The 18,900-nt window shown below is 59.7% G+C and carries 13 protein-coding genes; 9 read left to right on the top strand and 4 right to left on the bottom strand.

The window, feature by feature from the left end; all coding sequences use genetic code 11:
• Positions 1–10 precede the first annotated feature (10 nt).
• Both aceF and aceE read right to left on the bottom strand, forming a co-directional pair.
• On the bottom strand, positions 11–1,711 hold the full coding sequence (gene aceF / locus ACYVDM_RS12225) for a dihydrolipoyllysine-residue acetyltransferase (RefSeq protein WP_415785446.1): 1,701 nt from the start codon (positions 1,709–1,711) through the stop codon (positions 11–13).
• 12 nt (positions 1,712–1,723) lie between these two features.
• Positions 1,724–4,432 carry a pyruvate dehydrogenase (acetyl-transferring), homodimeric type gene (gene aceE, locus ACYVDM_RS12220; protein WP_415785448.1) on the bottom strand — a complete coding sequence of 903 codons (2,709 nt, stop codon included), beginning with the start codon at positions 4,430–4,432 and terminating at the stop codon, positions 1,724–1,726.
• 313 nt (positions 4,433–4,745) lie between these two features.
• Between aceE and ACYVDM_RS12215 the strand changes: the two genes are divergently transcribed.
• From ACYVDM_RS12215 to ACYVDM_RS12195, 5 genes are all read left to right on the top strand, one after another.
• A complete protein-coding gene (locus tag ACYVDM_RS12215; protein ID WP_415785450.1) occupies positions 4,746–6,500 on the top strand; it encodes a PAS domain-containing sensor histidine kinase in 1,755 nt (584 codons plus the stop codon).
• On the top strand, positions 6,497–7,123 hold the full coding sequence (locus ACYVDM_RS12210; protein ID WP_415785452.1) for a response regulator transcription factor: 627 nt from the start codon (positions 6,497–6,499) through the stop codon (positions 7,121–7,123). The genes ACYVDM_RS12215 and ACYVDM_RS12210 overlap by 4 nt, the downstream gene beginning before the upstream one ends.
• Entirely contained in the window at positions 7,120–8,007 is an 888-nt protein-coding gene (gene folD, locus ACYVDM_RS12205; protein ID WP_415785454.1) for a bifunctional methylenetetrahydrofolate dehydrogenase/methenyltetrahydrofolate cyclohydrolase FolD, read from the top strand. The genes ACYVDM_RS12210 and folD overlap by 4 nt, the downstream gene beginning before the upstream one ends.
• 411 nt (positions 8,008–8,418) lie before the next feature.
• Complete coding sequence (locus ACYVDM_RS12200) at positions 8,419–10,485, top strand: M3 family metallopeptidase (protein WP_415785456.1); 2,067 nt, start codon at positions 8,419–8,421, stop codon at positions 10,483–10,485.
• A gap of 213 nt (positions 10,486–10,698) precedes the next feature.
• A complete protein-coding gene (locus tag ACYVDM_RS12195; protein ID WP_415785458.1) occupies positions 10,699–11,313 on the top strand; it encodes an SCO family protein in 615 nt (204 codons plus the stop codon).
• Between the two features lie 65 nt (positions 11,314–11,378).
• Here ACYVDM_RS12195 and ACYVDM_RS12190 read toward each other — a convergent pair whose 3' ends face one another.
• The gene (locus ACYVDM_RS12190) at positions 11,379–11,852 is read right to left on the bottom strand and encodes an Lrp/AsnC family transcriptional regulator (RefSeq protein ID WP_415785460.1); all 474 of its coding nucleotides are present in this window, start codon (positions 11,850–11,852) and stop codon (positions 11,379–11,381) included.
• A 116-nt stretch (positions 11,853–11,968) separates the two neighbouring features.
• Here ACYVDM_RS12190 and ACYVDM_RS12185 point away from each other — a divergent pair, with 116 nt between their 5' ends.
• The 4 genes from ACYVDM_RS12185 (at position 11,969) to ACYVDM_RS12170 (ending at position 17,342) form a co-directional block, all read left to right on the top strand.
• Positions 11,969–13,435 carry an aminotransferase class V-fold PLP-dependent enzyme gene (locus ACYVDM_RS12185; RefSeq protein WP_415785462.1) on the top strand — a complete coding sequence of 489 codons (1,467 nt, stop codon included), beginning with the start codon at positions 11,969–11,971 and terminating at the stop codon, positions 13,433–13,435.
• Between the two features lie 342 nt (positions 13,436–13,777).
• Entirely contained in the window at positions 13,778–14,029 is a 252-nt protein-coding gene (locus tag ACYVDM_RS12180) for a GlsB/YeaQ/YmgE family stress response membrane protein (protein ID WP_415785464.1), read from the top strand.
• A 409-nt stretch (positions 14,030–14,438) separates the two neighbouring features.
• Complete coding sequence (locus ACYVDM_RS12175; RefSeq protein WP_415785466.1) at positions 14,439–16,829, top strand: catalase; 2,391 nt, start codon at positions 14,439–14,441, stop codon at positions 16,827–16,829.
• 54 nt (positions 16,830–16,883) lie between these two features.
• Positions 16,884–17,342, top strand: coding sequence for a hemerythrin domain-containing protein (locus ACYVDM_RS12170; protein WP_415785468.1), 459 nt, complete (start codon positions 16,884–16,886; stop codon positions 17,340–17,342).
• A gap of 52 nt (positions 17,343–17,394) precedes the next feature.
• On the opposite strand, the gene adeC is transcribed toward ACYVDM_RS12170, so the two are convergent.
• Positions 17,395–18,876, bottom strand: coding sequence for an AdeC/AdeK/OprM family multidrug efflux complex outer membrane factor (gene adeC, locus ACYVDM_RS12165; protein ID WP_415787009.1), 1,482 nt, complete (start codon positions 18,874–18,876; stop codon positions 17,395–17,397).
• Positions 18,877–18,900: the final 24 nt, after the last annotated feature.

The following is an 18,900-nucleotide window of genomic DNA, read 5'->3' as shown; positions in this document are numbered from 1 at the left end:
GCGGCCCCCGTTACAGCGCGATGCGGCGGAAGTCCGCCAGCAATTGGCCGAGGTATGCGTTGAAACGCGCAGCGGCGGCGCCGTCGATGACACGATGGTCGTACGACAGCGACAGCGGCACGATCAAGCGCGGCACGAATTGCTTGCCGTCCCACACCGGCTTGTGAGCCGAACGCGAGACACCCAGGATGGCGACTTCAGGTGCGTTGATGATGGGCGTGAAGTGCGTGCCTCCGATACCACCCAACGACGAGATCGAGAAACAACCACCCTGCATGTCGGCCGGCGAAATCTTGCCGTCGCGGGCTTTCTTGGAAAGCTCGCCCATTTCCTTGGCAATCTCAAGGATGCCTTTTTTGTCGGCATCACGGATCACCGGCACCACCAGGCCATTGGGCGTGTCGGCCGCGAAACCAATGTGGTAGTACTGCTTGTAGATCAGTTGATCGCCGTCGAGCGAGGCGTTGAACTCGGGGAATTTCTTCAAGCCCGCGACCACGGCTTTGATCAGGAAGGCCAGCATGGTGACCTTGACACCGGACTTTTCGTTTTCGTTGTTCAACGTGACGCGCAGCGCCTCCAGGTCGGTGATATCGGCTTCGTCATTGTTGGTGACGTGCGGGATCATGACCCAGTTGCGATGCAGGTTCGCGCCGGAGATTTTCTTGATGCGCGACAGCGGCTTGGCGTCGATCGGCCCAAACTTGGTGAAATCGATCTTGGGCCAAGGCAGCAAGCCCAGCGCGGCGCCATCGGCACCGCCTGCACCTGATGCGGCGGGCGCCGCCAAGGCCTGCTTCACAAAGGCACGGACGTCGTCGGCCGTGATGCGGTCCTTGGGACCCGAGCCCTTGACCTTGCTGAGATTCACGCCAAGTTCGCGCGCGAATTTGCGTACCGACGGCGAAGCATGCGGCAGTTGGCCGGGCTTGAGGTTCGGGTCTTCGAGCACTGCCGTGGGTGATGCCTTGGCAGTGGGCGCGACTTCCGGGGCAGGTGTTGCAGCTTGCGAGGCAGGCGCTGCGGCTTGCGCAGGTTTGGCGCCTTGGTCGGCAGCGGCGGGTTTGGCGGGCGCGGGCGCCTCGCCGGCGCCGCCTTCCACGATGGCGATGACCGAGCCCTTGGCGACCTTGTCGCCGACCTTGACCTTCAGTTCCTTGACAACGCCGCCAGCCGATGCCGGGATCTCCATCGAGGCCTTGTCGGACTCGACAGTGATCAGGCTTTGTTCAGCCTTGATAGTGTCGCCGACAGCGACCATGACTTCGATGACTTCGACTTCCTTGAAGTCGCCGATATCCGGCACGGCAATTTCCGATGGACCACCGCTCTGTTGGCTTTCACCCTTATCGGCGGCAGGCGCGGCTTTGTCTGATTTTGCTTCGTCGGACTTCGATTCAGCGGGCTTCGACTCAGCCGCAGCCGACTTCGATTCGCCGGCGGGCGCTGCGGCACTGTCTTTCTGCTCGTCAGCGGCCTCGATCTCGAAGATCACCGTGCCTTCGGCGACCTTGTCTCCGACCTTGACTTTGACCGACTTGACGACGCCGCCAGCGGACGCAGGAATTTCCATCGAGGCCTTGTCGGACTCGACGGTGATCAGGCTTTGTTCGGCCTTGATCGTGTCTCCCGCTGCAACCAGCACCTCGATGACTTCGACTTCTTTGAAGTCACCGATGTCGGGTACCTTAATTTCCACGAGTTTGCTCATGTCTGTTTACCTTCAAGCGTGGTGCGGGTTGGCTTTTTCCGGGTTGATGCCGTATTTCTTGATGGCCTCAGCCACCTTGGCGACGGGGACCTTGCCTTCGTCGGCCAGCGCGCGCAAGGCGGCCAGCACAACGAAATGGCGATCGATCTCGAAGTGCTCGCGCAGCTTGTAGCGGAAGTCCGAACGGCCAAAGCCATCGGTACCCAGGACGCGGTACGTGCGATCCTTGGGGACGAACGGACGGATCTGATCGGCGAACAACTTCATGTAGTCGGTCGATGCGATGATCGGCCCTTCGGTCTTTTCGAGCTGTTGCGTCACATAAGGCACCAGCGGTTTTTTCTGCTCGGGGTTGAGCAGGTTGTGGCGATCAGCGTCCAGGCCATCGCGACGCAGCTCGGTAAAGCTGGTCACGCTCCAGAGATCCGAGGCTACGCCCCAGTCGGCTTCGAGCAATTCCTGGGCCGCCATGACTTCGCGCAGAATGGTGCCGGAACCCATCAGTTGTACACGTTGCTTGCCCTTGCCGTGCGACTTGAGCTTGTACATCCCCTTGATGATGCCTTCCTCGTCGCCTTTGGTCAGACCCGGCTGCGGGTAGTTTTCGTTCATCACGGTCAGGTAGTAGTACACGTTCTCCTGATTTTCGACCATGCGCTTCAGACCATGCTGAATGATCACGGCCAGCTCATGCCCAAAGGTCGGGTCGTAGGACACGCAGTTCGGGATCGTCGAGGCCAGGATGTGGCTATGGCCGTCTTCGTGCTGCAGGCCTTCGCCGTTGAGCGTCGTGCGCCCGGCAGTACCGCCCAGCAAGAAGCCGCGCGCCTGCATGTCGCCTGCCGCCCAGGCCAGGTCACCAATGCGCTGGAATCCGAACATCGAGTAATAGATGTAGAACGGCACCATGATGCGGTTATTCGTCGAATACGACGTGGCCGCCGCCATCCACGAGCTCATCGCGCCCGCCTCGTTGATCCCCTCTTGCAGGAGTTGACCATCGGCGGACTCTTTGTAGTACATGACCTGGTCCTTATCGACCGGCACGTATTTTTGCCCTTCGGGCGCATAGATACCGATCTGGCGGAACAGGCCTTCCATACCGAACGTGCGCGATTCATCGGCCAGGATAGGCACGACACGCGAACCCAGGTCTTTGTCTCGCAGAATCTGGTTCAGGACGCGAACGAATGCCTGGGTGGTCGAGATTTCGCGGCCCTCGGAGGTGGGCTCCAGCACAGCCTTGAAAGCCTCGAGTTCAGGCGCCTTGAGCTGTTCGTCGGCTTTGGCGCGACGCTTGGGCAGATAACCACCGAGCGCCTTGCGGCGTTCGTGCAGGTACTTCATTTCGGCGGAATCTTCTGCCGGTTTGAAGTACGGCAGTTTCTCGAGTTGATCGTCCGGAATGGGGATCGCAAAACGATCGCGGAATTCGCGGATCGATTCGAGTTCCATTTTCTTTTGCTGGTGGGTCGGATTTTTGGCCTGGCCCACATGACCCATACCATAGCCCTTGATGGTCTTGGCCAGGATCACCGTCGGCTGGCCCTCGTGGGTCGCGGCCGCCTTGAAGGCCGAGTAGACCTTGTGGGGGTCATGGCCGCCACGGTTCAGGCGCCAGATGTCCTCGTCGCTCATGCGCGACACGGCTTCCAGTAGCTTGGGGTGTTTGCCAAAGAAATGTTCGCGCACGAACTTGCCGTCATTGGCCTTGTACGCCTGGTATTCGCCATCGACGGTGTCTTCCATGATCTGGCGCAGGATGCCTTCCTTGTCGTGCGCCAGAAGTGGATCCCAGTAGCCGCCCCAGATCAGCTTGATGACGTTCCAGCCCGAGCCTCGGAAGTCGCCTTCGAGCTCCTGGATGATCTTGCCGTTGCCACGTACCGGCCCGTCCAGGCGCTGCAGGTTGCAGTTGACGACAAAGATCAGGTTGTCGAGTTTTTCACGCGCGGCCAGGGCGATGGCGCCCAGCGATTCGGGTTCGTCCATCTCGCCGTCGCCGCAGAATACCCATACCTTGCGCTGGCTGGTGTCGGCCAGGCCGCGGGCGTGTAGATACTTCAGGAAACGGGCCTGATAAATCGCCATCAGCGGGCCAAGGCCCATCGACACTGTCGGGAATTGCCAGAATTCCGGCATCAGCTTCGGGTGCGGATAGGACGATAAGCCCTTGCCATCGACCTCCTGGCGGAAATGATCGAGCTGCTCGGCGGTCAGGCGGCCTTCGAGGTAAGCACGACCATACATACCGGGCGAGGTGTGCCCCTGGAAGTACACCAGGTCACCACCGTGATCTTCGCTTTCGGCGTGCCAGAAGTGATTTTGACCGCAGCCGATCATGGTGGCCAGCGACGCAAACGAGGCGATATGACCGCCCAGGTCGCCGCCATCGGGCGGATTGTGCTTGTTGGCCTTGACCACCATGGCCATGGCATTCCAGCGCACATACGAGCGAATACGCGACTCAAGCTCGAGGTTGCCGGGATGTGCCGTCTCTAGCCCGGGCGGAATGGTATTGACATAGGCCGTATTGGGCGAAAATGGGATATGCGCGCCGGAGCGACGAGCCTCGTCAATCAGGCGTTCCAGCAAATAATGGGCACGCTCGGGACCTTCGCGCTCGAGTACGGCAGCCAGGGCTTCAAGCCACTCTTGTGTCTCTAGAGAGTCTTCGTCGTTGGCGGCCGGTAGCGCGTTAGCCTGGGCATTAGAGGACATCGTTTGTCTCCTGTGGGAGTTCTGAGCAGGCCCATCCCCCACGATCATAGGGTCGGGCAATCCAATAGATTCCGGCTTGCGCCGGTGTTTCTGCCACTGCTGCGATCAATGCTATCGCAGTCAGGTTGCAGTACGGTACGCGAAGAGTAACCCGTCCAGATAAAAATTTCATGTTGCGGTACGGAATTTCATAATATGGAATATTGACAAATATCTGAACGTCTTTGTCCCTTTCCGATCTGCACGAAATCGGTACGCTGCGCAATAAAGCGCAACACACTTTAAAATGCCGAGTCTATCTGCATTGACTGTCATGTCCAGTTCTCATAAATCCAGTATCCCGAACTCGTTTCACGACCACGCCCGCAAACGCCGGCGCGGCGTGTACTGGCTGACGCCAGCAGTCGTACTGGTCCTGTACCTGTGCGTGATGGGCGTGTTTTTCTGGTTGCAACGCCTGCGCGACGACAGCGTGATGTTCGTCACGATCGACCAGGAGCTCCGTCAACAGCGCCTGATCTGGGTGGTGCTGGCGCTCTCGTGCGTGATCATCATCAGTTTGCTGATGCTTTGGCGTTACACCCGGTTCCGCTCGACGGCCGAGTCCGCCCTCATCGCCGAGACCGGCTTTCGGCGCGCCATGGAAAACTCCATGTCCACCGGCATGCGCGTGCTCGACATGGAGGGCCGCATCGCCTACGTCAATCCGGCGTTTTGCCGCATGATCGGCTGGAACGAGGCCGACCTGATCGGGCGCAGCCCCCCCTTCCCTTATTGGGTACCGGGGCGGCACGACCAGCATCAGCACACCCTGGATGTCCTGACTTCCGGCAAAACCCCCAGCAGCGGCCTCGAAATCGAAGCCCAGCGCCGGGACGGGTCGCGTTTTACCGCGCGCATGTATGTCTCGCCACTGTTGGACCCCAACGGTACGCAGATCGGCTGGATGACCTCGATGACGGACATCACCGAGCCCAAGCGAATTCGCGAGGCGCTGACGGCCGCGCATGAACGCTTCATGACGGTGCTCGAGGGTCTGGACGACGCGATCTCCGTGACAGCCGATACCCATGACGGCCTGGAACTGCTGTTTGCCAACCGCACCTATCGCCGGGTATTTGGCGCGCAGACGGGCGGCCATAATGAGCTGCTGGCCAGACGGCGCGGCCGTTTTACTGACGAGGCGGTCGAGGTCTTTGCGCCGTCGGTACAACGCTGGTTCGAGGTGCATCACCGCATGCTGGCCTGGACCGATGGTCGCCGCGTGCGCATGCAAGTCGCCCGCGACATCACGGAACGGCGTAATCACGAAGAAGCCTCGCGCCTCCAGCAAGAAAAAATCCAGATCACCAGCCGCCTCACCACCATGGGCGAAATGGCCTCGTCGCTGGCTCACGAACTCAACCAGCCCCTCACCGCCATTGCCAACTACAGCATGGGCGCCGTTGCGCTGGTCAAGGCGGGGCACACCAGTCCAACCATGTTGTTGCCCGCCCTGGAAAAGGCCGCTTCGCAGGCCGAACGCGCCGGCAAGATCATCAGCCGCATTCGCGAGTTCGTTAAGCGCAGCGAGCCGCGTCGCCAGCGTGTGCCCATCAGCCGGATCGTGGATAATGCCATTGGCTTTGCCGACATCGACGCCCGTAAGCGCCGCATTCGCATCGAGGCGTTCGTGCCCTCGAATGCGCCCGACGTACTGGCCGACCCGATCCTGATCGAACAAGTACTGCTCAACCTCCTGAAAAACGGCCTCGAGGCCATGGACAGCAGCGAGTCCGACGAGCTCAAGGTGGCCGTCATCCTGCATGAGCAGCATATCGAAGTTGCGGTGGTCGATCGCGGGCATGGCCTGAGCGACCCCGAACGTCTGTTCGAGCCCTTCTTCAGCACCAAGTCGCAAGGCCTGGGCATGGGGCTGAACATCTGCCGTACCATTATCGAATCACACCACGGTCGCCTCTGGGCGGACCCCAATCCCGCCGGCGGTACTATCTTTCGTTTTACACTGCCCTGCGCGGCGCCTGAACAGCCCGCACAGAGTGATCAGCCCGAGGAGTTGCACGCATGAACACCCCCCCCCAGTCGAGCACGGTATTCATTGTCGATGATGACGAAGCGGTACGCGATTCACTGCGCTGGCTGCTCGAAGCCAACGGCTATCGCGTACGCGCGTTCGCCAGCGGAGAGACCTTTCTCGAAGAGTACGATCCCGGCCAGGTCGGCGTACTGATCGCCGACGTACGGATGCCGGGCATGAGCGGTCTTGAGCTACAAGAGCAATTGCTGGCCCGTAACGCCCCGCTGCCCATCGTCTTCATCACCGGCCACGGTGACGTGCCGATGGCCGTGTCCACCATGAAGAAAGGTGCGGTCGATTTTCTGGAAAAGCCGTTCAACGAGTCCGATTTGCGCGAAATCGTTGCCCGCATGCTCGAGCAAGCCACGCAGCGTATCAGCCAGTTCCAGGCCCAAAAAGACCACGAAGCCATGCTGGCTCGCCTGACGGCGCGCGAACAGCAAGTGCTCGAGCGCATCGTCGCCGGCCGCCTGAACAAACAAATCGCCGATGACCTCGGCATCAGCATCAAAACGGTGGAAGCGCATCGCGCCAACATCATGGAAAAACTCGAAGTCACCACGGTCGCCGATTTGATGAAAGTCGCGTTGGCCAAACCTGAGGCACATGCATGACCCTGCAGGACACCCCTGCTTCCGTCCACGAAGCACGCATTATTGATGGTACCGCCCTGGCGCAGCGCATCCGCGAAGACGTCGCTCAACGTGTCCAGGTGCTGGTCGCCAAAGGCGCCCGACCCGGTTTGGCGGTGGTGCTGGTTGGCGAAGACCCCGCCTCGCAGGTCTATGTGCGCAACAAAGTCGCTGCCTGCGAAAAGGCCGGACTGCACTCGGTAAAAGAACAATACCCGGCCGACATGACCGAGGCCGAGTTGCTGACCCGCATCGACGCCCTGAACCGCGATCCGTCCATACACGGCATTCTGGTTCAACTGCCGTTGCCGCCGCACATGAATAGCCACAAGGTCATCGAGGCCATCTCGGCCGAAAAGGACGTCGATGGTTTTCATATCAGCAACGCGGGCCTGCTGATGACGGGCCAACCCCTGTTTCGTCCGTGCACGCCCTACGGCATTATGAAAATGCTCGAGTCCGAAGGGGTCGCGTTGCGCGGCGCCGAAGCCGTGATCGTGGGTGCCAGCAACATCGTGGGCAAGCCCATGGCCATGCTGCTGCTGCAGGCCGGCGCCACCATCACCATTTGCAATTCCAAAACGCGTGACCTGGGCGCCCAAACGCGCCGCGCGGACGTGCTGGTCGTCGCGACCGGTAAGCCGGGCATGATCGACGGCAGCATGATCAAAGCCGGCGCGATTGTCATCGATGTCGGCATCAATCGAGGCGCGGACGGCAAACTGTGCGGCGATGTCGATTTTGCCTCGGCCCGCCAAGTCGCTGGTGCCATCACGCCCGTGCCTGGTGGCGTCGGTCCCATGACCATCGCCATGCTGCTGGTCAATACTGTCGAGGCAGCGGAGCGGGCGGCAGCGGGTTCTTAGTTCTTAAGCCGTCCGTCGTAGCGGGCAGGCCGTCGCAGTCAGGCCGTGACACCAAGCCTGGTCGGCTCACTCGCCCCTTGACGGGGCTCGGCCTTCGTCCGCAGACCATCGGCGGGCCCTGGGCCAAACTCGCTCCGCTACGCTGCGCTCAAACATGGCCCAGGGACATCTCCCGCCGATGGTCTGCGGACTCGGCAGCCTCCGACAGACTTGGTGTCACGGCCTGACTGCGACGGCCTACCCACTACGACAGACTCAGGTTCGAGAATACTTGGCCGCTCTACCCACCCTCGGCCCATCTGTATCCACCACTCAGCCTATCTGCCTACCTGCGCTGCCTGCGCTCTTGTTTTCCAGGCAACCGCCCTCATCTCTAAAGCCTGTTCGTCTCCCATTTGCAGCGATACGCCCATGACTCAGAATCCCCTGCTTGCTCCCGTCTCCGGTCTCATCGACTATGCCGCCGTGCAACCCGCACACATTGTGCCCGCCATCCAGGAACTGCTGGCTGGTGCACGGCAGGCCGTCGACGTCGCGGCCGACCCGGGCCTGCCAGCCGATTGGGAATCCGTTGTACAGCCGCTGGACAACGCTTCGGAACAACTCTGGCGTGCCTGGTCGGTCGCCGGACATCTGAATGCCGTGGTCAATACCCCCGAGCTGCGCGAGGCCTATAACGCGGCCCTGCCGCTGGTCACCGAGTTTTCCACGTGGGTAGGCCTGCACGAGGGCCTGTATCGCCAATATCAACGCCTGCGCGCCGCCAGCGATTTCGATAGCTGGGATCCGGTGCGTCGCCGCGTCATCGAGTTGGCTCTGCGTGACTTCCGCTTGAGCGGCGTTGAGCTGCAAGGCGAGGCCCGCGAGCGTTATGCCGCGAATGCCGAGCGCGAGGCGCAAGCGTCGCAAAAATTCTCGGAAAACGTGCTTGACGCCATTGACGCCTGGTCGATTCTCATCGAGGACGAAGCCCGACTGGCCGGCTTGCCTGCTGATGTGCTGCAGGCCACGCGCCAGGCCGCCCAGGACGATGGCCAGGCGGGCTGGAAGCTCACGCTGAAAATGCCGTGCTACCTGCCCGTCATGCAGTATGCACGTGATCGTGCGCTGCGAGAGCAACTGTACCGTGCCTACGGTACGGTGGCCTCCGAACAAGGCGATGCGCGCTTCGACAACTCGTCGTTGATCGAGGAACTGTTGTCGTTGCGCGCCGAAGAGTCCTCCTTGCTAGGCTATGGCACCTTTGCCGCCCTGCGTCTGCAAACTCGCATGGCCCGCGATGCGGCTGAGGTGACCGGTTTTCTGCGTGACCTCGCGTCGCGCGCCCGCCCCTATGCCGAACGCGACCTCGCCGAGCTCAAGGCCTTTGCCGCCAGCGAATTGGGATTGGACACGCTGGAGCCCTGGGACATCGCCTACGCCTCGGAGCGTTTGCGCGAAACCCGCTACGCCTATTCCGAAGACGAGATCAAACAATACTTTACCGAGCCTCGCGTCTTGCAGGGCCTGTTCCAGGTCATCGAGTCGCTGTTCGACGTCCGCTTGCGCGAAACCGACGTCTCGCGCTGGCATGCCGATGTGCGCGGCGTACGCGTCGAGACGCACGATGGCGCACTGATCGGCCATCTCTATCTGGACCTGTATGCACGCGCGGGCAAGCAAAGCGGCGCCTGGGTAGACAGCGAGCGCAATCGTCGCCGTCTGGGCGATCAAGTACAAACTCCCGTCGTCTATCTCACCTGCAATTTTGCGCGCCCTGGTGATGGCAAGCCCGCGTTGCTGACCCACGACGATGTCATCACGTTATTCCACGAAACCGGCCACGCCCTGCACGCCCTGCTGTCCGAGGTCGACGAGCCCGGTGCGTCCGCCTTTGCCAGCGTCGAATGGGACGCTATCGAACTGCCCTCGCAGTTCATGGAAAACTTCTGTTGGGAGTGGCCGGTCGTGCAACGCCTGTCGGCCCATGTCGCTACCGGCGAAGCGTTGCCTCGCGCGCTGTACGACAAGCTGCTGGCCGCTCGCAATTACCAGAGCGGCATGCAAACGGTGCGTCAAATCGAATTCGCGCTGTTCGACATGCTGCTGCATAGCCGCAGCGAAGGCACGAGCATCGCGGATACGCTCGCGCTGCTGCAACAAGTTCGCGACGAAGTCGCCGTGCTGTTTCCGCCCGCTTGGCACCGACTGCCACATGCCTTTTCACATTTGTTCGCGGGTGGCTATGGTGCGGGCTACTACAGCTACAAGTGGGCCGAGGTGTTGTCCGCCGATGCCTATGAGGCCTTCGAAGAAGCCGCCGCGGCAACGGCGTCGCAAAGCACTTCTGGCACGCTGGACGCCGCCACGGGCTCACGCTTTCGCAAGGAAGTGCTCGCCGTCGGTGGCGCTCGCCCGGCAGCGGAGTCGTTCGAAGCCTTCCGCGGTCGCGCCCCACGTATCGATGCGTTGCTGCGGCACAGCGGCATGACCGCGTAGTTCCAAGCGCAAGCGTATTTCCCCAAACACGGCGGCTCGAGCACAGCCGCCTGAGCACAGCCGCCCGAGCGCGACGACGCGCAGCCAAATGTCGCCTCGTCAGATCGCTCACATCAGACCGACCCACGTCGGTCGGCTCACGTTTGCCGCGGGCACGCTAGAATCGAATGCATCCCTGCAACCCTTTCAATCCGCGTGCCCCGCTACTCCTCTATGTTTGCTTTTCTCAATGGTCGTGTGTGTCGCGCCCTGCTGCTTGCCCTCTGCACTCTGATCGCCGCCTGTGGTGATAAAGCTGTCAACTGGACGCTTTACGATATCAAGGGCCACTTGCCCGACCTGACCTTTCAGTTGCCGGGCGCTGGCGGCAAGACCGTCACCAATGATGATCTCAAAGGCAAAACCGTCTTGCTGTTCTTCGGTTACGCCAGTTGCCCCGATATCTGCCCCACGACCATGGCGCAGCTCACCGCGGTTTTGCAGCAACTCGGCGACGATGCCCGCGACGTACGCATTCTGTTTGTCAGTGTCGATCCTCATCGCGACACGCCCGACAAGCTCCAGGCCTACGTAGATGCCTTCAACAATCAGGCGATCGGTGTGACTGGCACCGAAAAACAAATCGCCGACCTGGCCCGCCGCTATCGCGTGGCCTATCAAATCGAAAAGCCGCGCCCCGGCGATGCCGCCGATCTCTATGACGTCACGCATAGCCGCGGCGTCTACATTTTTGATAACGAGGGCAAGGCTCGTCTGCTGGCCTCGGATACAGATAGCACCGATGCTATCGTCAAAGACTTGCGTCAGTTGATTAACATCACGCAGTAAAAAGAAAACGCGCGCCCTAAACGCGCGTCAGCGCAAGCGCGCCGGTATATCGTTGTCCGGCGTGCTCAGTCATCCAATACACGCAGATCCGGCGGCCGGTTTTCGATGATGGCTTCCATACTGAAAAAGCCGGTCACGGTCGACAGCTCAAACCCCGTAATCAATTTTTGATAAAAGCGGTCGTATCCGGCGATGCCGCGACAGACCACCTTGATCAGGTAATCCCAATCGCCACCAATGCGATAAAAGTCCGTCACCTCGGGCAACTGATCCACATGCTGGCGAAATGCATCAGCCCAGTCCTTGACGTGATGGCTCGTCCGGATCATGACGAACACCGTCAAGTCCAGCCCCAACGCGACCAAGTCCACCTCGGCTCGCGTGCCACGAATGATCCCGCATGCGTTCAAACGCTGCAGTCGGCGCCAGCAGGCGTTTTGCGACAAACCCACGCGATCGGCCAGCTCGCGCTGCGACAACGCACCCTCTCTTTGTAGACAAGAGATGATGCTCATATCAAATTTATCTATTTTTTCCATAATTCAGATCAATTGACCCATTACTGGCAAATAATCGAGAAATTTCGGTGATGTTTCAATTTTTGTTCCATCGTATGATAGTTGGACATTTCAGAATCACCTATTCATTGACTCCGATGGACACGCACACCCCCGCGACGCTCGCCACGCTCGGCCCGTTGCAACAATTTCAAGCAGACCTGAATACCGGCGATATCGTCACGGCGCTCGCCGATGGACTCATCGGCAAAGACGCCGTCGTGCAGGGCCCCTATGGGCCCAAAGCGCTGGTGTATGCCGACTACGTGGCCTCCGGCCGCGCACTGACGCAGGTCGAACGCTTCATCCTTGAGCAGGTGTTGCCCTACTACGCCAACTCGCACACCGAGGCCTCGTATTGCGGCGGGTTCATCACCCGATTGCGCCGCGAAGCGCGCGCCGTCATCGCTCGATGTTGTGGCGCCGATGCCGCGCATGCGGTGATCTTCGCCGGATCGGGCGCGACCGCAGGAATCAACCGCCTGGTGCATCTCTTTGGCGTGGATACGGCCATCTCGGCCGGTCGAAAAGTCCGCGTGATCCTCGGGCCTTACGAGCATCACTCCAACATATTGCCGTGGCGCGAATGCGGTGCGGAGATCATCGTGGTGCCCGAGGCCTCGCACGGCGGTCCGGATCTCGCCGCCCTGGACGCCGCCCTGCGCACTGACGACACCACCCTGGTGATCTGCGCGCTGTCTGCTGCCTCTAACATCACCGGCATCATTGCGGATGTGCCCGCGATCACGCGGCGCGTCAAAAAGACTGGCGCAAAAATGCTCTGGGATTACGCCGGCGGCGCCCCTTATCTGCCCATCCAGATGTCGCCCGCCGCGGATACAGCGATCGACGCCATCGTTTTTTCACCGCATAAATTCATCGGCGGCCCTGGCGCCTCGGGCGTGCTGATCGTGCGCCGCGACGCCGTCGTGACCATCACACCGACTTGGCCCGGGGGCGGCACGGTGAAGTTCGTCTCGCCCACCGGCCATGACTATAGCGACAGCCTGGAGTCCCGTGAAGAAGCTGGTACGCCGAATGTACTCGGCGATATTCGCGCCGCGCTGGTCCTGTTGGTGAAAGAAGCCCTGGGCGATGCCTTCCTGCAACAGCGCCACGCCCAGTTTGTTCAACGTGCACTGGCCAAATGGAAAGACGCGCCGCGGCTCGAGCTACTGGGCTCGCTGACCGCCGATCGTTTACCGATCTTTTCGTTCCGGGTACATAACGGCCAAGGTGATCTGGTGCACCAACAACTCATCACCCGGATGCTGAGTGATCGATTCGGGATTCAGGCACGTGGGGGATGCGCATGCGCCGGCCCTTATGTGCACGGTCTGCTGGACATTGATGCCGAGCAATCTGCGCAAATGCGTCAGGCGATCCTCGAGGGCCGCGAAATTGAAAAGCCTGGCTTTGTCAGACTGAATTTCAGCGCCCTGCTGTCGGACGCCAAGGCGGATTTCATTCTGGACTCCGTCCTGACACTGGCCGCCGATGCGACGCAGTTTGAACATCACTACACGTTCGACCCGGAGCGTGCCATTTTCAGTCCACTTGCCTGAAAAATCGGGGTTGTCGACCCTTGTGATGCAGGGCCTGCGGCGTTGTTGAATGCCGGTCGGTAGTCGTTCGTACGCCGATCGGCACTCGTTCATCTTGAGGATCCCGAGCCGTCGTCGACTCTAGCGTCGCTTATTTAATAATATTGCTTATAGGTCCAGTATGACAGGACAGTTACCCCGCGGATGCTATCTCTCCCTGGGCTAAATCCGACGTCTGCTGCACTGCGACAATAAACAGGCAGTGTTGCGGATATACCCCAAATACGAGTTGTTACACCCACGGGTTCGCTAGCGTGAGTATTATCCAGTCGTCTATCCGTCGCCTAAAAAAGGAGCAAGCGCATGAGCATCATCATTATGATCATCGTCGGTTTTATCGTGGGTCTGATCGCCCGCGCCATCATGCCGGGTAACCAGTCCCTAGGTATCATCATGACGACGATTCTCGGTATCGTCGGCTCGGTGGTCGCGGGCTTTCTGGGCCAATCGCTGGGCTGGTATACGCCGGGCGAGCCCGCCGGTTGGATCGGCTCAGTCGTCGGTGCCATCATCGTGCTGTTCGTGGTTGGCTTGGTGACCAAAAAGCGCGCCTGATCCTGATCAGATCGAATAAAAAAAGCGGCCTTTGCGGGCCGCTTTTTTTATTGCCGGGCCGCCCCAAAATAAAAAAGCCCCCTTTTGGGGGCAACAAGGCCACGCAGTAGCTGCCGCGTGAGGGCTTTTTTTGACATATCAACGCTGAATAGATAGCCAGCGCCCAGCCGGAGCATGCGGACGCTATGATTGATGAGCCAAAACTGGCCTGCATGCTATAAGAACTTGAAGGTGTGGCCATCCACGGGCCCATCGCGGAGTCTAGAGCGAAGCAACCGTATCAGCGAACTCAAGCGCACTTCGGGTGGTCAGGCGGTTTCAACTCAAATTCCGTCCTTTCTATTTTTCGTGTATCAATGTGCAGTGGTCAAGGTCGATGTCATAACCGCAGAGCTAAAAGGAGCCAACCATGGCGACAGGCAAAAGCAAGCAGACACAAACCCAACAGACCGCGGTCGACACCGCTTATCTCAATACAGATAGTGGACCGGCATTGCCTCCAGCGAGCGATGCGACTCAGCCCGCCCTGAAAAAGGCCCGTGCGGTTGGCGATCTCGTCGCTAGCCAGTCTCATAACGTGAATAAGCCTGCCGAATACGGTATCTCATCGGCTCGCCCCCCGACCGGGAATACCGCAGCACCTCGCGACAAATCTGCTACGGCGAGCACGCTATCAGAGAAAAACACCTCGGCCAAGACCGGCGCAAAGGCTACATCCGGCGTCAATGCGGCGGGTGGTGAGCTACCGCGCGTCCGTGCGGACAGCGGCGGTCAGGCCATGACGACGAATCAAGGCGTTCCGGTGGCCGACAACCAAAGCTCGCTGAAAGCAGGATTGCGCGGCCCAGCGTTGTTGAAAGATTTCATCTTGCGGGAAAAAATTACCCACTTTGATCACGAACGAATTCCTGAACGCATCGTTCATGCACGCGGCTCGGCGGCACACGGCTATTTTGAATGCTACGACGCCCAGACCGACCTGACCTGTGCCTCGCTGTTTGCCAAGGCAGGTAAAAAAACGCCTGTGTTTGTGCGGTTTTCCACGGTGGCCGGTGAACGGGGCTCTAAAGACACGGCGCGAGACGTGCGCGGATTTGCCGTCAAGTTTTATACGGATCAGGGCAACTGGGACCTGGTTGGCAACAACATTCCGGTCTTCTTTATTCAAGACGCGATGAAGTTCCCCGATCTGGTGCACGCCGTCAAACCCGAGCCACACAATGGCATGCCTCAGGCGGCATCGGCACATGATACGTTCTGGGATTTTATTTCGTTGATGCCTGAGTCCATCCACACGGTCATGTGGGCGATGTCGGACCGAGGAATACCGCGTAGCCTGCGCATGATGCAGGGGTTTGGGGTACACACCTTTCGCTTCGTCAATGCGCAAGGCAACGCCAAACTGGTTAAGTTTCACTGGGATCCTAAGTTCGGCACCCACTCCCATGTTTGGGAGGAAGCCGTCAAGATCTCTGGCGCCGATCCCGACTACCATCGCCGAGACTTGTGGGAAGCGATTGAGGCCGGTGAGTATCCGGAATGGGAGCTAGGCGTACAGATATTCGATGAGGCGCAGGCCGACGCATTTAGCTTCGATGTGCTGGACGCAACCAAGCTTATCCCCGAGGAGCTTGTGCCAGTCACGCCCATCGGACGGATGGTGCTCAATCGAAACCCGGATAATTTCTTTGCAGAAACTGAGCAAGTCGCATTTTGTACGGCGCACGTCGTTCCGGGCATCGACTTTACGAACGATCCGCTCTTGGCCGGGCGTATTCATTCCTATGTGGATACACAACTGTCACGTCTGGGCGGGCCGAATTTTCATGAAATTCCCATTAATGCGCCATTGGCGCCCATCCACAATAATCAACGCGACGGCATGCATCGCCAAGCCATCCATCATGGCCGGGTCGCCTACGAGCCAAACTCCCTGGCAGGTGGTTGTCCCTTTCAGTCGGGCAGCGCGGGATTCATCCCCTTTCCTGAACCTGTCTCCGACGTGGAACTGCGAGGCAAGCCAGAAAAGTTCGCAGAGCACTACAACCAGGCCAGTTTGTTTTATGAAAGCCAGGCCGAACATGAACAGCGCCACATCGCCGATGCGTTCTCGTTTGAACTGAGCAAAGTCACCGTGCCGGGTATTCGACGGCGCATGGTGGCGATGCTGCGCAATGTTTCGGACAATCTGGCCAAGACCGTCGCCAAGAATCTGGGCATGCCCGATTTGCCCGATGCGCTACCTAAAGCCAACGCGCGGAAGGTAAAGCCGGAGCTCACCCAATCCAAGTTTCTGTCCTTGCTGGCCAGGCCCGGCGAAGTGGGAATCCGTACTCGCAAGATTGCCGTGCTGGTGGCCGATGGCGTCAGTGCTAAGACGGTCGATCAAGTTGCCAACGCCTTGATCGCCAAAGGCGCGGTCGTGCGGCTGGTAGGCCAGCATATAGGCCTGCTGCGTACGGACGCGAAAACGCCGCTGGATGCCGATGCTTCGTCTCAGAATAGCCCCTCCGCCTTGTTCGATGCGGTGGTTATCCCGGATGGCGACGAATGCGTGAGCGCGTTGTGCAGCGATGGACTGGCGCTGGAGTATGTGCGCGATCAGTTTCGTCATGGCAAAGCGTTGCTAGCGATTGGCACCGGAGTTCGCGTGCTTGAGCGAGCGGGTGTGCCGACCAATCCGGCCGATAAAGGTTTGATTGTGGTGAAAACGGTGGAGAAGAAAGGTATCGCTACCTTTATTAAGGCCGTGGAGCAACACCGCCATCCTGAACGAGAAACCAAACCGCCTGTCGTGTAGCTTTGGATCGGGTATCTAAAGTCGCGCTTGAACCATAAATCAAAGGATGGGACTATGTCTGAAACTATTTATGAGGCGCTTCGAGCAAGCCATGAAACACAACGGTCGCTCTGTCGAAAATTGATGCGTGCAACGCCTCAGAGTGGTCGGCGCGGCGAAGTGTTCCGGGAATTGCGCATTGAATTGGCGGCACACGCCGCCGCCGAAGAAAGATTCCTGTATGCGCCTATTCTGATGGACGACATGGGCTTGAGCCCGTCTCGCCATGCCCTGGCAGAGCATCATGAGATCGATGAGTGCGTGGAAGAACTAAGCAAGGTGGACGAACAGGGCGACGCTTGGAGCAATCACGCCAAGAAACTGTCCCATAAGGTCCATCATCATCTGCGCGAGGAAGAGACAAAGTTTTTTCAGACGTCCGGCAAGATACTGACCGAGGCGCAAAAGACATCCTTGGCAAAGCGCTATGTGAAAGACTTCGAGCGCATGAAGCGCGTTCTATCTGAGCAATAGCTCATTGCACCAGGATGTCGTTAATCAAGTACTAGCCGATGCAGCGAGCCCACTATTGGGCTTGTTGCGTAGCGCCACCCTGAACGGTCGCGTCCTCAGGCGTTGCAGCCGCGACCGTCGTTTCGGTCCAGCCGCCGCCCAGTACCTGATACAAGGTGACCAGGTTGGACAGTCGGGCCAGACGCGTCTCGACGAGCACTTGTTGTGCCGAATACAACGATCGCTGCGAATCGAGTACGGTTAGATAGCCATCGATACCCTGATCAAAGCGTTGCCTCGACAAATCATAGGCGCGTTGATACGAATCTACGAGCTGCTGTTGCGCCACAATTTGCGTTTGCAACGTACCCTGTCCCGCCAATGCGTCCGAGACCTCGCGAAAGGCCGTCTGGATGGTTCGCTCGTAGGTGGCAATCTCGATGTTCTTGCGCACCTTCGCGACGTCCAGGCCCGCTTGCAACGAGCCGCCGGCAAAGATCGGCGCGGAAATCGACGGCATAAAGCTCCATGCCCCCGAGCCTGCGTCAAACAAGCCGCCCAGGCTGGAGCTCGCCGTCCCCGCGTTGCCCGTCAGACTAATCGTCGGAAAGAATGCTGCACGTGCCGCGCCGATATAGGCATTGGCGCCCTTGAGCTGATGTTCCGCGGCGCGGATATCCGGACGACGCACCAGCAAATCGGACGGCAAACCGGCCGGCAAAGCCCTCGGCACGACGTTATCCGGCAATGTCTTTGCCTGATCCAACTGCGCAATGACACCCTCGGGCAACGGTTGCCCGACTAACAGCACGAGCGCGTTGCGTGCCTGCGCGACCAGTCGCGTATATTGCGATAAATTGCGTTGCGCCGTGCGCAAAGAGACCTCGGCCTGACTCAGGTCGAGCTCTGTCGCCACGCCCAGATCGTAGCTTTGTTTGGTCAGCTTGTAGGAATCCTCCTGCGACGCCAGCGTCGATTTCGTCAGATCCAACAACTCCTGATCGGCACGCAACAACAGATAGGCCGTTGCCGTCTCGGAAATCAATGCGAGCTGCGTGGCGATACGGGTTTCGTCAAGCGCCAGGTACGTTTCCAGTGCCTGATCGCTCAGGCTGCGAATCCGACCAAACAGATCCAACTCCCAAGCCGACACCGCGCCGCCGACCTGGTAGGAACGGCTGATGGTGCTGCTGCCCGTGTTACTCAGGTCAGCAGGCAAACGCTGCACCGTGCCCTGCCCCGCCACGCCTATGCTGGGTAGCAGGTCAGCTCGCTGGATACGATACTGTGCACGCGCCTCTTCCACGTTCAGCGCCGCCACTCGCAGATCACGGTTGGCCGTCAACGCCATCGAGATCAATTGCTGCAGGAGCGGATCCGAATAAAAGTCACGCCAGCCGATATCGGCGACCGGCGCCTGGGCAGTAGCCCCCTGCGCTTGACCGGGCTGCGCATAGGCGTCTCCCGTAGGATAGTTCGCGCTCACCGGCGCCTCGGGCCGTTCGTAGGTAGGCGCGAGCGAGCATCCTGCCAAGGCCGCGGCCAATGTCACCATGAGGAAAAGGCCCCCACGCCGCGC

The sequence above is a fragment of the Bordetella tumulicola genome (assembly GCF_054779135.1).
The sequence above is the reverse complement of the archived record's forward strand: the minus strand, read 5'-3'. Positions and strand labels throughout refer to the sequence as shown.

What these genes read in the sequence shown, in the direction of transcription:
- ACYVDM_RS12215 (WP_415785450.1), top strand. Translation starts at nt 4,746, where the DNA reads ATGTCCAGTTCTCATAAATCCAGTATCCCGAACTCGTTTCACGACCAC.
- aceE (WP_415785448.1), bottom strand. Translation starts at nt 4,432, where the DNA reads ATGTCCTCTAATGCCCAGGCTAACGCGCTACCGGCCGCCAACGACGAA.
- ACYVDM_RS12185 (WP_415785462.1), top strand. Translation starts at nt 11,969, where the DNA reads ATGGACACGCACACCCCCGCGACGCTCGCCACGCTCGGCCCGTTGCAA.
- ACYVDM_RS12175 (WP_415785466.1), top strand. Translation starts at nt 14,439, where the DNA reads ATGGCGACAGGCAAAAGCAAGCAGACACAAACCCAACAGACCGCGGTC.
- ACYVDM_RS12210 (WP_415785452.1), top strand. Translation starts at nt 6,497, where the DNA reads ATGAACACCCCCCCCCAGTCGAGCACGGTATTCATTGTCGATGATGAC.
- ACYVDM_RS12180 (WP_415785464.1), top strand. Translation starts at nt 13,778, where the DNA reads ATGAGCATCATCATTATGATCATCGTCGGTTTTATCGTGGGTCTGATC.
- adeC (WP_415787009.1), bottom strand. Translation starts at nt 18,876, where the DNA reads ATGGTGACATTGGCCGCGGCCTTGGCAGGATGCTCGCTCGCGCCTACC.
- aceF (WP_415785446.1), bottom strand. Translation starts at nt 1,711, where the DNA reads ATGAGCAAACTCGTGGAAATTAAGGTACCCGACATCGGTGACTTCAAA.
- ACYVDM_RS12200 (WP_415785456.1), top strand. Translation starts at nt 8,419, where the DNA reads ATGACTCAGAATCCCCTGCTTGCTCCCGTCTCCGGTCTCATCGACTAT.
- ACYVDM_RS12190 (WP_415785460.1), bottom strand. Translation starts at nt 11,852, where the DNA reads ATGGAAAAAATAGATAAATTTGATATGAGCATCATCTCTTGTCTACAA.
- ACYVDM_RS12170 (WP_415785468.1), top strand. Translation starts at nt 16,884, where the DNA reads ATGTCTGAAACTATTTATGAGGCGCTTCGAGCAAGCCATGAAACACAA.
- ACYVDM_RS12195 (WP_415785458.1), top strand. Translation starts at nt 10,699, where the DNA reads ATGTTTGCTTTTCTCAATGGTCGTGTGTGTCGCGCCCTGCTGCTTGCC.
- folD (WP_415785454.1), top strand. Translation starts at nt 7,120, where the DNA reads ATGACCCTGCAGGACACCCCTGCTTCCGTCCACGAAGCACGCATTATT.